Origin of the sequence: Nonomuraea turkmeniaca (assembly GCF_005889735.1) — a bacterium.
GTDB classification, from domain to species: domain Bacteria; phylum Actinomycetota; class Actinomycetes; order Streptosporangiales; family Streptosporangiaceae; genus Nonomuraea; species Nonomuraea turkmeniaca.
This window is the reverse complement of sequence record NZ_VCKY01000261.1, coordinates 1-14,407: the sequence shown is the minus strand read 5'-3', so window position 1 is coordinate 14,407 and position 14,407 is coordinate 1. Positions and strand designations below refer to the sequence as shown.

The following is a 14,407-nucleotide window of genomic DNA, read 5'->3' as shown; positions in this document are numbered from 1 at the left end:
GCGCCGGCCCCGCCGTCCCAGGTGGCCCCGCCAGTCGGCAGCGCTCCTTCCGAGATGCTGACCACCAGCGGGCCGACCGCCGCCATCCCCGACCCACCCGAGGAGCCGCCGGCCCGTCGCCGCCGGCTGTGGCCGATCGCTGGGCTGGTCGCGATGTTCCTGGCCGCCGTCGGAGCCGGACTCTGGTATGGCCTGCCCCAGGCCGAGCCTGCGGCCACCACTGCCACCACCGCTACGCCCGCCCCCAGCCCCACGGCCCGCCTGTACGCCATCCCGGTGGCCCTCACGAGCCCGCGCCGCGGGCACATCAAGATCCACTTCGCGGACGTCTCCTCCATGGCCGGCTTCCAGGGATATGTCATCACTCGCGGCTCGACGTTCATCACTCCCCAGCTGGATGCGGACGACGTGCCGCCGTACCTCGTCCGAGGCGTCGATCCGCGCACGAAGCACTGCTACAGCGTTCAAGTGGTCGTGGTCAGCGACCAGCCGCTGCCGCCGCCCGCGAAGCCGGCGTGCCTGGCGGCCGACGGCGGCACCACCACAAATCAGCCGTGAAGACGGAGGAATCATTGTCCACCAGCACCGATGCCGACCCGGCGGCCTACTTCGCCGCGGGCCACGCCGCGGTCAGGTCCAACGTCGAGCGTGCGTTGTCCGGCAAACCACAGGCCGTGCGCATGGCGTTGACCTGCCTGTTCGCGGGCGGGCATCTGCTCGTCGAAGACGTGCCCGGGGTGGGCAAGACCACGTTGGCCAAGGCAATCGCCGCCTCGATCGAGGCGAGCTGGCACCGGATCCAGTTCACGCCGGACCTGCTGCCGACGGACATCACCGGCACCACCGTCTACGACCAGAAGACCGGCACGTTCGACTTCCGTCAGGGGCCCGTCTTCTCGCACGTCGTGCTGGCGGACGAGATCAACCGGGCGTCCCCGAAGACGCAGTCGGCGCTGCTGGAGGTCATGGAGGAGCGGCAGGTCACGGTGGACGGCCGCGCTCACCCGGTGCCCACGCCGTTCCTCGTGGTCGCCACCCAGAACCCGATCGACCTGCAGGGCACCTATCGCCTGCCGGAGGCGCAGCTCGACCGCTTCCTGCTGCGCATCGCGGTCGGCTATCCCGACCTCGCCGCCGAGCGCGACCTCATCATGGGCAGAGCCCGCGCCGGCGCCCCGCCCGAGCTGCGCCCCGTGGTCACGGTCGACCAGATCCGCTGGATGATCGAGTACGTCAGCCGCGTCTACGTCAGCGAGCCCGTCGCCGAGTACGTCGCCCGCATCGCCGAGGCCACCCGCACCGCCTCGCAGTTGCAACTCGGCATCAGCCCGCGCGGCAGCCTGGCTCTGGTCCGCACCGCCCAGGCGTGGGCGGCGTGCGAAGGACGCGGCTACGTGACCCCTGACGACGTCAAGGCCGTCGCCGAGGCAGCGCTGGCGCACCGCCTGGTCCTCGCACCCCAGGCCGAGATCGACGGCCTGACCGCGGCAGGCGTGGTGAGCGAGATCATGTCCCGCGTGATCGTGCCGGTCCCGGCCGGGGCACGGTGAGCGGTCGTGTGCCGGTCTTGACCGGCACGGGCGTGGCGGTGCTGGGCGGCGGGGCCCTGGTTCTGGCGGGTGGGCTGGTCGGCGGCTACGCGGCGCTGGCCGGTCTCGGTGCGGCGGCGCCGGTGCTGGTGCTGGCCGCCGTGGCGATCATGCTGCTGCCGGACCGGCTCGAGGCCCGCCGTACCGTCACCAACGACCGGGTCACGGTGGGATCGGGCATCACCTGCGCCATCTCGGTGCGGAACGCCGGACGGCTCCCCATGGGGTGGACCGACGCCGCGGACCGGATCGGCGGCGAGGAGTTCAGGGCGGCCATCGCGCCGCTGGGGCGCGGCGCCTCGGCCCGAGCCGAGTACGTCGTCCCCACCACCCGCCGTGGCCTGCTCATCCTCGGTCCCCTCGTGCTCGAGCGGCGGGACCCGCTGGGACTCGCGGTCCGCCGCCGGACGGTGGCGGGAGCGTCCGCGATCTGGGTGCATCCGCGTGCGCATCCGCTCCGGGCATTGCCCGCGGGGACGTTGCCCGATATGGACGGGGAGCTCGGCGGGCACGCTCCGCACGGCACCAGCACGTTCGCCGGGCTGCGCGAATACCAGCCGGGGGACGACCCGCGGCTCATCCACTGGCGCTCCACCGCCCGCACCGGCGCGCTGCTCGTGCAGGAGCGGGTGGACAGCAGCGAACCCGCCGCCACGGTCGTGCTGGACACCCGGGCAGAGGTGCTGGAGGAGGTGGAGTTCGAGGAGGCGGTGGAGGTGGCCGCCTCCATCGTGGCCGCGCATGTGCGGAGTGGCCTGGCGGTGGCCGGTGAGGACGCCCGCGAGATCGCCGCGATGGGCGCCCGCGGGCCGCTGGACCGGCTCGCGGCGGCCCGTCTCGGCGAAGGGCTCGACGTGTCCGCCGTGCACGCGCCCGCCCGGCACGCCGCGCCCGGCGGGCAGCTCATCCTCGTCACCGGCACCGACGCCGGCGTGCTGGCCCGCTTCGCCGCGGAGGCGCCCCGGTTCTCCCTCCTGCTGATCGTTCAGCTGGACTCCGCCGCCACGAGCTCCACGGTGATCCGCCGCGGAGGCGCGACGGTGATCCGCGCGTCCACCGCGGCCGCCGCCGTCCGCTCGATCGGACGGCTGGACGGAGGCCGCGCATGAACACGTCCGTCATGAACGGCAACGAGCCTGGACCACCCCAGAACGCCCCCGCCCGTGGCCGGGCGCAGGGCACGACTCAGAGCGCGGTCGCCACTGGCCAAGGGCAGGGCGTGACTCAGAGCGTGGTCGCCCCTGGCCGAGGTCAGGGCGCGGCCCGGGGCGCAAGTGCCGCCGGCAGGACGCCCGGCGTGGGGCAGGACTCGCCGGTCTCTGGCCATGGGGGAGGCGGCCGCGCTGATCGGGGGCGGCGGCGGATGGGCGCCTTCATGGCGGGAGGTTGCGCGCTGGCGGCCGTCATCGGCATGTTGCCCGTGGTGGCCTTCGCCGGCGCGTTCGGGCGGACCCCCGCCGAGGCGCTCGCCGATCCCCGCTACCTCCTGCCCACCGCGGGCGCGGCCCTGGTCGTGGCGGCAGCGTGCCTCGTCACCGCCGTGGCGACCCGGTTGCCACCGGTCACCCGCTTGACGATCGGCGTGTTGGCGCTCGCCGTCCACCTGATGCTGGTCGCCCCGTCGGACCTGTTCAGCGGGCCGTTTCGGTTGCTGACCTCGATCCCGCCGCTGGATCTCGACGGCGCCGAGCTGGCCACGGTGGCGCTGCTGGCGGGCCTGGCCACGCTGGCGGCCGCCGAGCCCGTCCTGCGCGGCAGGTCCGTGGCATGGGCGCTGCCGGTCGCGCTGCTGGGCACCGCCGCCGGGCTGGCCGTGTCGGCCGCTTCCGGCTCGGCCGCCTGGCTGGGGCCGGCCGCCGCACTCGTCATGGCCGCGCTCCTGGTGCTCGGGGCATGGCCGCGTGGCGGCGGCGTCCGGCTGCTCGCCCTGACCGGCCGCCGCTCCCACCTGATCGTCGCGGCCGCGGTCCCGGTGGTCGTGGCGGCCGGGGTGGCCGCGAGCCTCGTCCTGCCCGGCGTGCTCGCCCCGCAGGCGCGGCCCGTGGACGCCCGCGAGCTGGTGCCCCAGCCGGTACGCCCGCGCCAGGTGACCAGCCCGCTGGCCGAGTTCCCCGCGCTGCACAGGGGCCGGACCAAGGTAAGGCTGACGGTCACCGCCGACCGCCCCGTCACCCGGTTGCGGTACGCCACGCTCACCGTGTTCGACGGCACGTACTGGACCGCCGCGGGAACGTACTGGCGGGCGGGCACCCGCCTGCCCGACCCCGGCGACAACGCCCCCCGCGCCACGGTCACAGAGCGGGTGCGCGTCGAAGAGCCCGGCACGCTGGGCATGCTGGTGTCCAGCGGCCGACCGGTCGAGGTCTCGGCCCCAGGATTGGGGGTGAACCCGGACACCGGCGACGTGGTGCTGCCCGACGACCGCCCGGCGCCACCCGAATACACCGTCCGCAGCGTGGTCCCGTCCACCGACCCGGCCAGGCTCGCGGTGGACCAACCGGCCCCTGGGCCGGCGCGGGATCCGACGGTGGCCACGTTCGCCGTCGATGCCAAGAAGATCGCCGGGACCGAGCGTGGTCACGACGCCCTGCGCCGCCTGGCCGACCACTTCGCGCGGGGCGGCTATGCCGAGGACTCCTCGCCCACTCCGCCGAGCGGGCACGGCAACTGGCAGATCCGCCGCCTGATGGAGAAGACGAAGAACGGAACGGCCGAACAGTACGCGTCGGCGTTCGCGGTCCTGGCCCGGTCACTCGGCTACGACGTACGCGTTGTCGTGGGCTTTCTCCCGCCCAAACGCCAGGGAGACCGGTACCGGATCACCGAACGTGACGTGGACGCCTGGGCGGAGGTGCGCTTCGCCCAGGCCGGCTGGGTGCCCTTCCATCCCACGCCCCGCAAGGAGAGCCCGGACGAGGCCGAGGCGGTGCCCGAGGAGGATCCGGCGCCCCCCGCCGACAGCGACCCGCGGCAACCGGACCCGGCCACGCCCGCCTCCACTCCTCCCGAACCGGCGACCACCACCGCTCCGCCATGGCAGTGGTCCCTGCTCGCCGTCGCAGCGCTGCTGGTGGCCATGGCGGCCGTACCGATACTCAAAGGCGCCGTGCGGGCCCGCCGCCGCCGTACGGCCGATCCGCGCGGGCGGGTGGCGGCGGCCTGGCGGGAGACGCTCGACAGGTACGCCGACGCCGGCCTCCGCACGGTCGCCACGACCACCGCGGGCGAGGCGGCCACCGCCGCCGCGACGAGATTCCCCGCCGCCGCGCCGGCCACCGGGGAGCTGCTGGAGCTGGTCAACCTGGCCATGTACGGCGCTCACGAGATCAGCCCCGCCGAAGGCGAACGAGCCTGGGCACTGGCCGACACGGCACGGGCCCGGCTCCGCTCCGCGCTGCCGTTCGGCAGCAAGGTGGTCGCCGCGCTGCGCCCCCGATGGGGAACGTTTCCCATTTCCCGCCGTGCCGCGCGCTCCTAGCGTGCAACCATGACCACACAGCGGATCGCGGCCCAGCCGGCCGCGCTCACCAGCATCGGAACCCACCTCGGCAGCGCCGCCGCCGGCCTGCCCGGCTCCCGCTACGGGCGGCCGTCGACCGGGGACGCGACAGCCGACGCCGCCCTCCACGAGTTCACGGCCCGATGGACGGATCACCTGAGAGGGCTCGAGGAGATCGTCCGGCTGACCGCGCGGCAGGCCCAGCTGACCGCGCTCGCGTTCCGGATCGCGGGCGGCTGATCGCCATGCACGATCCGGCCGTTCCCGGCGCGCTGCTGAGCGCGTCGGCCGACAACGGTGCCCGGGCGCGGGCCTTCGACGGCACCGTCACCACCTTGCGCACGGCCACCGCGGGCCTCGCCTCCGGCGCGCTCGTCGGCCCGTGCGCGACACGCTTCCTGACCACGCTCGACGGTTTACAGGCCGCTTTCGTCACCGCCAGGGCAGCCCATGAGGAGATCGCCGACGCGTTGCGCCGCACCGTCGCACCCATCGAGGAGGAGCAGCAGGCTCGCGACAGGCTCGAGAAGGCCGAGCGGCTGCTGGCCGAGGCCCGGCAGCGGCTGGCCGGCCTGCCCGACTCCGCCGACCCCGCCACGCTGGCGCAGGCCAAGCACGCGGTCGAGGAGGCCGAACAGGACGTCAGGCAGGCCAGGCGGCGACACGAGGAGGCGGTCCGCGAGCGGGCCCGCGCGGTGCGGGGACTGGCCGTGGCCTGCCAGGGCGCGGCCGTGCTGGGAGCCCTTCCCGCGCCGCCCGGCGAGGTCGTGGTCGGGCCGCGGCTCCACGACGCACTCAGGGAAAAGGGCATGCGGCCGTGGCGCCGAACCTCAAGGGGGCGCGGGCTCACGCCGCAGGAGCTCCGCCGCCTCAGACGCAACGGCCTCTCACCCGCCACACCACTGGCCTCCCTCGTGTACGGCAAGTACGGGAAGGACGGGGCGCTGCTCGACGAACCCTGGCGCCTCGGCCCCGTGGACGGGCGCGTCGCGCTGGGGCACCGTGCGTTCGAGGTGTCCGGAGGCGTCGGCCGCATGGGCGACCGGTACGGCGTCCGCGGCGACTTCCGCGCGGAGGCGTACGCGCTCAGCGCGGACGCGCGCCTGCGGCGCAAGCTGGGCCCGGCCGACGTCGCGGCGAACGCGTCCGCGCGGGCGATCGGCGCTGACGCCTCGGCCGGCGGTGAGGTGAGCGCGGGCCCCGGCGGGGTTCGCGTCCGGGCCGAGGCCGGGGCATTCGCCGGGGTCAAGGCGGGTGTGGACGGCAGCGTGGAGGTCGCGGGAGTCAAACCCAGCGCGGGTCTCGAGGGCCAGGCGGGAGTCAGCGCCTCGGCCGGCGTCGACTTCGGCTTCCACGACGGCAAGCTCAAGCTCGCGGCCAGCGTGGGGGCGGCGCTCGGGCTCGGCGGCAAGGTGACGGGCGGCATGGAGATCGACGTGGGGAAGCTCGCGGGCGGAGCCGGTGATGCCGCCAACGCGGTGGCGGGCGGGGCCGGTGACGCCGCCAAGGCGGTCACCGGTGCTCCCGGCAACGCCGTCAAGGCGATCAAGGGCCTGCTATGACGGTCACCGTTCCCTGGCCCAACGAGGCGTCGCCCGGGCTGCGGCCGTTTCAGATCAGCGTTCCCGGCGGCTGGACCGCCATCGAGCCGCCGGGCGCGCTGATCGCCTTCCTCGGCCCCGAGCGGGCCGGGTTCCGGCCGAACGTGGTCGTGTTCGGCGAGCGACTGCCGGAGGACCTGCCGCTGGGCGACGTGGCCGAGCAGGTGCTGCTCGACCTGGGCGCCGACTCCATCCTGCGGCCGGTCGCGCCGGACGATCCGGTGGCTATCCGCGAGGCGACGGTCACCGTGGAAGGCCGCGGCTGTCGCCATCTCGTCCTGGTGGCCGGTCAACCCGATCTGTCCGCCGGCGGGCTGCGTACCGTGCACATTCTTCTCGGGACCCAGCTCGCCGGGGCTCCGGACGTGCTGCCGGACATCTTCTCGTCATTCAGCTGCGAATGACCCCTGGGGAGCCTTTCCCATTGAGCGGGCGTCGAGCGGGGCGGGAAAATCGCGGTATCTCGAAACAGCTCGATTCAAAAAGGAGCTCGCCATGGGGAACACCGCCAAGAACGTTCGCTGGGAATGGATCGCGCTCACCATCGGGTTGGTCATCGGATTCGCATTCATCATCTCGCCCGTCGGCATCTCCGTTCTGGGCTCGGAAATCAGCTGCGGGCCGTCGGTGATGGCGAGCATGGGGCTGCTGTCCACGAGCGGAAGCGGATGGGACGTGGGGCTGGCCCAGCAGTGCGGCGTCCAGGGAATCAGCAGATCTCTCATCGGAATATTGTTCGTCGCCGGGGGAGCGGTCACGTTCGCCCTGTTGCAGGGCAAGCTACCCGCGTCCGGGGGAGCGCTCGTCGCGGAGTTGCGCAATCTGCATGCCCCGGCCCGGCGGCCCGGTGGCGGCGCCTACGAGTGCGGCTGCTGCCATTCTGCGTGGCCGTGCCCGACCGGCCGGGTGCTCGGCGGCAAGCCGATGACCGCACAGCGATGAAACGAGGGAATATGCGCCACCTGATCAGAGCCGCTCTCTGTCTCGCCGCAGTTTGCGCCGTGACGGCCTGCGGCGGGAGCATCCAGCAGCCATGGGTTTCGCCGCCTTCCACAGAACCCTCGACGCCGGCCCCGCCCGTTTTCACCACTCCAGGAACCGTGGTGATGATGCGCTGCTATCAGCCGGGATGGGGAGAGCCGTCGACATTATTACTCCAGGCGATGTCAATGAAGGACGGAAAGGTCTCCGCCGAAGTCTCGGCAGTGCTTCCGGAGGAGCTCGACGACATGGATTGGTGTCGCGACGGAGGAGCCGGCCCGATCGTGCGCAGAGCGTTCGACCGGGACTACCGGCATGTCGCCGTCACCGTGATCGACCCTGTCACCAAGGACCGCCGGGCCGTGGCCCTGCGGCTGGCCGATGGCGCGCTGGTCCCTCCGGCGCCGCAGGCCACGGCCGAGTTCGTCGCCACCGTGAGCGAACGGGATCCCGCCTTCCACCCGGCCACCGGCGAGTTGTGGTTCAAGGATGAGCAGACGTACGAGCTCAAATCCCGCGATGTCACCAGCGGCCGGACGACGACCCGGCACACCTTCGGCGAGCGTACGTCGGAGGTGGCCATTCCCGTGGCCTCCGGCTTCTGGCTGACGTCCTGGATGCAGGCGGGCTCGACCCTGATCTCCCCAGACGGCAAGAGGGCGATCGAGGGCGATTTCAACGGCAGGTATCTCGCGCTGAAAGACCAGCCGAAGACCGAGTGGCGCAGCCTCACCAAGAGCTACGTGGCCGAGGAGCTGGAGGGGTCCGCAGCGCCGTGCGCGGCACCTCTGTTGTGGCTCACCGACCAGACGCTCCTGTGTGGCCACGGCGGCGGTCGCCAGTTCAGCACCACGACGTTCAGCGAGGACGGAACGAGGGTGGTGGCGAGCAAGGCGGCGCTCCTCCCGAGCACCGACCGGGAGAACTACGGGCCCGCGGTGTCGCCGGACGGCAAGAGGATCGTGTTCATCTCCGCGCAAGGGACCAAACAGTCGCTGTTCGACGTGCCCGTCGACGGCTCGGCCACCCCCCGCAAGATCGCCGACCTGGCGCCGCCTCCGGATCTCTCCGAGGCCGCGTCCGTGTCCCCACCCGAGCCCGTGCTGCTCGGGTGGAACTGAACCGGCCCCGGCATCGAGATCCTGCTCCGCCGGATGGCCGCTGACGCGGGGCCGTCCCGGCACGAAGTCCTCCCGTACACGCTGCACATCAGAGAGACGACCGTCCGGAGCTGAGCCCTCCTCACAATCGCGATTGCCCGCGAACGGGGCTGGTGCGATGCACCAGAAGGGTGTGCTAGACTTTTAACTGTTGCAGTTGTTGTACCCATAACATGCTTTGTGCGCGTCTGGCAGAGTTGGATCTGCAGGCGCGTTTTTTGTTTTCCGGTCATCTCCGGATGGGCTCATCGCGGCGACGCGGCAATTCGCGCAGTGCGAATTGCGTTTCCCTGCACGTTTCTCAAGGAGATAGACATGGCATCCGGAACCGTCAAGTGGTTCAACGCCGAAAAGGGCTTCGGCTTCATCGCGCAGGACGGCGGCGGCGCCGACGTCTTCGCGCACTACTCCAACATCGTCTCCAACGGCGGTTACCGTGAGCTGCACGAGGGCCAGAAGGTGTCCTTCGACATCGTCCAGGGCCAGAAGGGCCCGCAGGCGGAGAACATCGTCGCCGCCTGACGTGGCACGGTCATGAGTCCGGGCCCGTACCCCCATGGGGGTGCGGGCCCGGACTGCGTTCAGCCGGTCCTCGTGTGTGGTGACAGGTGCGCCGGACCCGGCGGCGTATGGTGGATTACCTGGGATATTCCGCATGCCGGCAGCAGCGTCGGCGTCTTCCCAGACTCAGCCGGTCCTTCACGCCGGAGACAGGCGGCACGTCAGATGCCGAATCATCACGCACCAGTCACGCCCATCGCCCTTCAACCGGCACGGGTGTTCCTGGAGCCCACGCTGACTCGGGACGGAACGCTCGACGGCGCCTGGTGGCCCTACTCCACCGACCTCCACCGTGAACTGCCTGCTCTCGTCCGCATCCTGGAGGACCGGCTCGGTCCCATCCTGCGGGTCAGGCTCGATCCGGACGCATGGGACGATGTTCCGGCCCACCTGCTCATCGACGGCCGTTTCCTGCGTGTCAGCGGTCTCTCGGCAGCCTCGAACACGATCAGGGTGATCCGCGGCAACCAGGACGGTTTCCAGCTCCTGGTGATCCCGCCGGACACCACCGGCCCCATCGCGGCCGCCGCGATGCGCACCGCCGCACGCACCGGCAACACGATGTCCGCGAACGAGATCCTCACCCGTTGCCACTCGCCCGCACCCGCGGCGGGGACGGGGATCCGCCGCTACCGTGACTCCGACAGGGAATCCGTGCTCGCGCTCATCGACGCCGACCGCCTGCCCGGACAGCCCTCGTGCCGGCCGGAGCTGCTCGATCAGGCCGTGGCCGGAACGTCCCACCGCGAACCCGATCCCTGGGCCGACATCGAACACCCGAGAACCGTCGTGCTGGTGGACCCGGGAGGTCACACTGTGGGCGCCGTGTCGTACGCGGTCAACCGAGATCGCAGCGCCGGGCAGATCCTGTGGTTGCACGGACGCGAGATCCTCGACGTCGTCGAAGCGCTCGTCTCCCACGCCCTTCGCGAGCTGGGCGGTGGCAAACCCGTGCACGCCTTCACCGCCGCGCTGGGCCTCGGCCTGGCCGCCCTGCCGACGGGCCGTCGGCCCGTCACGCGGAAGGTGCTCGAACACGCGGGCTTCGGCGCCAGGAACTCCTGGCGCTACCTGCGCCGTGTGACCTCCTGTGAACTCGCTGCCACGACGTGCCCGCTGGTCGAGGTCGTCGCGAGCACGGCCCCACCTGGCTGGTGGCTGAAGGTCCGAGACGACGATTCCGCCGCCGAACTCGTCGTTCAGGAGCCCATCGACGGCCTCGGCGTCCTGTGGTGGTTCGGCGCCGCCGACAGCCACGCCGACCCGGCCCTCGAACGGGCGCTGCTGCTTCAGGCCGACGCCGTCCTGCGCGAGCACGGGGCGTCGGAGACGATCCTGTACGTGGCCGGCGACCCGGAGCCACCCGGAGCGTTGTTCGACGCCGCCGGGTTCGCCGAGATCGACCACCTGGTCTCCTTCACCCGCCCGAACAACGCCGCCGCCGACTGACCGCCCCCGTACTCCGCATGTCCGCCATGGCCGACCCCGTATGCAGCCGCGACACCCACGAAAGGATTTGATCATCGTTAGCGGTTCCTTTCCCCCGTCCGAGCACCCGGCGCAGCGCGTACGCCGCCGCGTGACAGAGACGGTGAAGCTGAGCGCCCGCGAGCAGCCCCACGCCGACATCGTCCGATGGACCTGCCCACACGGCCAGCACGCCGCGCAGGGCTGCGTCACCTGCTACCACGACTCGGCCGAGGCCGACCCGGCGTTGCCGCTGTGGGAGGTCGCGGTGTGGTTCACCTCGGCGCGGCCGATGCCGATCAGAGTTCTGAAAGACGTGCGCCGCCACGGCTGCAGCTTCTCGCTCGATCAACCGTCCACTCCGCTCGTCTACCTCCTCAGCGGACAGGCGCGGGCCGCCACCGGGACGGAGGCGGTGGCGGGGATCGTGGGGTTTCTCATCGACAACCGGCACATCGTCGACGCGTTCACCGTGACGGAAGTCCGCGCCGTCCACTCCTGACGAGCCTCCAAGCTATATTTGAATGGTTTTATGACGGCTTGTGGACGGTTTTAGTTGAAGTGCCGTCGCGCTCGTGTGACCGTTTACAGGGGACATACCTATCTCTGTGAAAGAAGGCCGCCCATGAGCGTGACACGGTTCCCGCTCACCCTGCGCGTCACCGTGAGTGGGGCGACTCCCGACGAGATCAGAGAGAACGCGCGGGCTCAAGCCCTCGAATTCTTCGGTCCTGACGCCGAACTGGACGTCATGAGTGCGGAGGCCGAATGGACGGGGGAGCACGACAAGCACTACCGCGCGATCGTCGCGTTCCGGCGGGTTGCCTGACGGCCACTGGACCACTCACCGCCGACCTGGCTGAGGTGATCTTGCTCCGCCCGCTCGTCTCGTACCGGCGGGTAATGAATAATTTCATTTACCTGCCGATCGGGGACATCGGACCCAAATGGGGGTTAGGTGGCATCGGTCCGATAGTGCGGCCTTTCCCGGTGTGTGTAGCCGTCGGCAAAAGGGACAGCCGTAAAGCCTGGAGCCGCCCAGGAGCGTTGCCGGGGTACGGCGGACCGGTATCGTCCGCCGCATGGGAGCGCTCCCAAAGGGGATGAAGCCCAGGCTTCGAGAAGACGTTCGATTCGTAGAGACTTCCGACGGGGCATATGTGCAGGGCGGCATGACCACCTGCATCCTGCGGGGTCCACACGCCTATGCCTGGTTGGCCCGGCTCGCGCCGGCGCTGGACGGCCGCCGGACGCTGGCCGAGCTGACCGTTGCGTTGCCCGACGACAAGCGGGCCATGGTGGACCGGCTGGTGGGCAGCCTCGTCGAGCAGCGGTTCGTGGTGGACGCCCGGAATGAGCCCGCAGAGGGGCTGACCGACGCCGAACGCCGCCTCTACGCCGACGAGATCGCCTTCATCGGGTACGCGTTCGACTCGCCGGAAAAGCGTTTCCTGCAGGCCCGCCAGTCACGCGTCACCCTCAGCGGGGAGGGGCCGCTGCTGCGGGCGGTCCTGACGGCGTTCCTGGGGTTCGGCTGCCGGGACCTGCGGGTGGTCACCGCCGACCCCGCCGGCCTGGCCACCCTGATCAGCCGGGAACATCGCGATCCCGGGCAGCGGGTGCGGGTCGAGTCCCTGGACACGGGTTCGAGCGACTTGCTCGTCCAGATCGGTGATGATATCGGCGAGCTGGTGCGGACCTCCCGCGAGTGCCATCGATCGGGTACCCCGGTCGCCCAAGTGCTGGTCCGGCCCTCGGAGGTGTGGGTGAGCGAGGTCGGGCCACCCGCCGTCACGCAGGCCGAGTCCGGCTGGCACCGGCTGGCGGCCGCCCCGGTCGAGCCCAGGCTGCGGGCCGAGGAGAACTGGCTGACCGGGCCGGTGCCGTCGGTGGTCGCGGCGGTGCTGGGGTTGGCGTGCTTCTCCTTCCTGACCGGCATGGAACGCCCGCTCGAGGACGGCACACCCCGTCTGACCCGGATCGATTTGCGTAATCTCGACACCAGGTCGCACCGCTTCCTGCCACATCCGCGCGCGATCACGACTGCGCCGGCGCCCGATGGTGGTGTGACGCCCGTGAACGCTGAGCAGGTGCTGGAACGGGTGCCGGATCTGGTGGATCCCTGGCTCGGCGCGCTCACCTCCCTGGACGAGGGCGATCTCGCGCAGAGCCCGCTCGCCGTGTGCCGGGCGCGCGTCTCCGATCCGCTGTCCGTACTGCCGCACTGGGTGCCGCTGCCTGAGGTGGCGGGCTGGGGTGAGGACCGTCAGACGGCCCGGTTTCGCGCCATGCTCGCCGCCGCGGCCGTCTACGGCGGCTTGACGACCCAGGAGGGCGTGTATGAAGGGGTCGAGCTGCTCACCGGACGGATCAGGCCGATAAGCCTGGATCAGGAGCCCGCGCCCGTCGGCGTCGGGGCGGGCCTGAGCTGGGACCAAGCGGTGGCCGCCGGGCTACGCGCGCACTGCGAGCACCTTCTGCAGGAGGGGGTCGACGGCGGCGACTCCGGCACATTGGCCGGGCCGGACGGCGACCACGCTCGCATATCGGCCGGGCTCGACGGCGGCCACCCGGCTGTGGAGCTGCCGGACAGTCACCTCGGGCGGATGATCGGCTTGGCAGGGCTGGACGTCGACGTGCGTGATCTCACTGATGTGCTCGGCGTTCCCGCCTTCGGCTTCCGCCTGGCGGGCCACGGCGTGGTCGTCTCGTGCGCGCCCACCCCGTACCAGGCCATGCACGACGGTCTGGAGCGGGTGCTGCTGCGCTGGCAGAACCCGGTGTACGGGCAGGAGCCACCACGCTGGCTGGACGGCCCGCCCGACACCGCCCTCCTGGCCCACGCGTTACGACGGCAGGGTCGTGTGCCGGTGGCGGTCCGCCTGGCCGGCGACCCGGCCGCCGCCCGGATGTTGCCCTGCGCCGTCCGGGTAGTCCTCCTGTGACGCCTGGCAGCGCGGTGCTGCGGACACTTACTCCGCCGGACACTGCTGTGCTGGGCACGGGAAGGTTGCACGCCGCCATCACCGCGGCCTTCGCCCCCGGCCGGGTGGCCGCGACGGGCACGTGGAATGAGCCGACCCCACCGCATGAGCCGGCTCTCCCGGACCACGCGACGGCGCTGGTCACCGTGAGTGATGCGAGCGATGAGCGGGAGTATCCGGCGTTGACCCGCTTGGCCGCCGATCGTGGCATCCCCTGGTTGCCGGTGCGGGTGGACGCCGGCTGGGTGCTGCTGGGCCCCGCCGTGCGCCCGCCCGCCGCCGGCTGCCCCACGTGCGTGGCGCGGCGGCGGGACGCGAACCGGGCCGACGCCCATGGCAGGGACGCCATGCGGGAGCGGTTCGGCGCGGAGCTGGCGGCGCGCCCTTCCGGATTGCTCACCCGGGCGATGGCCACCGCGGTCGCCGCGCTGGCCGCCGCGGAGCTGGACCGGCTGCGCGAGGACCGCGCCACCGCGTTGACGGCCGGGGCGCTGCTGCGGCTGAGCGTGGCGACCGGCCTCGTACGCAGGCACCCGTTCCTGCCCGACCCCCTGTGCCCCGACTG

At 71.7% G+C, this 14,407-nt stretch carries 15 protein-coding genes; all 15 read left to right on the top strand.

Translation table 11 applies throughout. The features are described from left to right. A partial coding sequence (locus ETD86_RS45595) for a hypothetical protein (RefSeq protein ID WP_211370723.1) occupies positions 1 to 558 on the top strand: 558 nt, incomplete at its 5' end. A gap of 14 nt (positions 559 to 572) precedes the next feature. Continuing rightward, positions 573 to 1,550, top strand: coding sequence for an AAA family ATPase (locus ETD86_RS45590; protein ID WP_246149288.1), 978 nt, complete (start codon positions 573 to 575; stop codon positions 1,548 to 1,550). A gap of 8 nt (positions 1,551 to 1,558) precedes the next feature. Continuing rightward, the gene (locus tag ETD86_RS45585) at positions 1,559 to 2,698 is read left to right on the top strand and encodes a DUF58 domain-containing protein (protein ID WP_138672865.1); all 1,140 of its coding nucleotides are present in this window, start codon (positions 1,559 to 1,561) and stop codon (positions 2,696 to 2,698) included. Beyond that, on the top strand, positions 2,695 to 5,067 hold the full coding sequence (locus tag ETD86_RS45580) for a transglutaminase family protein (RefSeq protein ID WP_138672864.1): 2,373 nt from the start codon (positions 2,695 to 2,697) through the stop codon (positions 5,065 to 5,067). Before ETD86_RS45585 ends, ETD86_RS45580 begins: the two co-directional genes overlap by 4 nt. Positions 5,068 to 5,076: 9 nt before the next feature. Beyond that, entirely contained in the window at positions 5,077 to 5,328 is a 252-nt protein-coding gene (locus ETD86_RS45575; protein WP_138672863.1) for a hypothetical protein, read from the top strand. Positions 5,329 to 5,333: 5 nt separating this feature from the next. Next, positions 5,334 to 6,650: a hypothetical protein gene (locus tag ETD86_RS45570; protein WP_138672862.1), complete on the top strand. Its 1,317-nt coding sequence runs from the start codon at positions 5,334 to 5,336 to the stop codon at positions 6,648 to 6,650. After that, positions 6,647 to 7,093, top strand: coding sequence for a hypothetical protein (locus tag ETD86_RS45565; RefSeq protein ID WP_138672861.1), 447 nt, complete (start codon positions 6,647 to 6,649; stop codon positions 7,091 to 7,093). The genes ETD86_RS45570 and ETD86_RS45565 overlap by 4 nt, the downstream gene beginning before the upstream one ends. 91 nt (positions 7,094 to 7,184) lie before the next feature. Beyond that, a complete protein-coding gene (locus ETD86_RS56115; RefSeq protein ID WP_170223630.1) occupies positions 7,185 to 7,631 on the top strand; it encodes a hypothetical protein in 447 nt (148 codons plus the stop codon). Positions 7,632 to 7,954: 323 nt separating this feature from the next. Then, positions 7,955 to 8,791: a TolB family protein gene (locus ETD86_RS56110; RefSeq protein ID WP_170223629.1), complete on the top strand. Its 837-nt coding sequence runs from the start codon at positions 7,955 to 7,957 to the stop codon at positions 8,789 to 8,791. 354 nt (positions 8,792 to 9,145) lie between these two features. Next, positions 9,146 to 9,352, top strand: coding sequence for a cold-shock protein (locus ETD86_RS45555; protein ID WP_138672859.1), 207 nt, complete (start codon positions 9,146 to 9,148; stop codon positions 9,350 to 9,352). Between the two features lie 255 nt (positions 9,353 to 9,607). Then, positions 9,608 to 10,840, top strand: coding sequence for a DUF5994 family protein (locus ETD86_RS45550; RefSeq protein WP_138672858.1), 1,233 nt, complete (start codon positions 9,608 to 9,610; stop codon positions 10,838 to 10,840). Positions 10,841 to 10,970: 130 nt separating this feature from the next. Next, a complete protein-coding gene (locus ETD86_RS45545; RefSeq protein WP_138672857.1) occupies positions 10,971 to 11,360 on the top strand; it encodes a hypothetical protein in 390 nt (129 codons plus the stop codon). 123 nt (positions 11,361 to 11,483) lie between these two features. Further along, on the top strand, positions 11,484 to 11,687 hold the full coding sequence (locus ETD86_RS45540) for a hypothetical protein (RefSeq protein WP_138672856.1): 204 nt from the start codon (positions 11,484 to 11,486) through the stop codon (positions 11,685 to 11,687). Between the two features lie 343 nt (positions 11,688 to 12,030). Next, entirely contained in the window at positions 12,031 to 13,803 is a 1,773-nt protein-coding gene (locus ETD86_RS56105; RefSeq protein WP_170223628.1) for a hypothetical protein, read from the top strand. Positions 13,804 to 13,850: 47 nt separating this feature from the next. Further along, positions 13,851 to 14,407, top strand: a 557-nt coding sequence (locus tag ETD86_RS45535) for a TOMM precursor leader peptide-binding protein (protein ID WP_170223627.1), incomplete at its 3' end; no start/stop codon positions are given.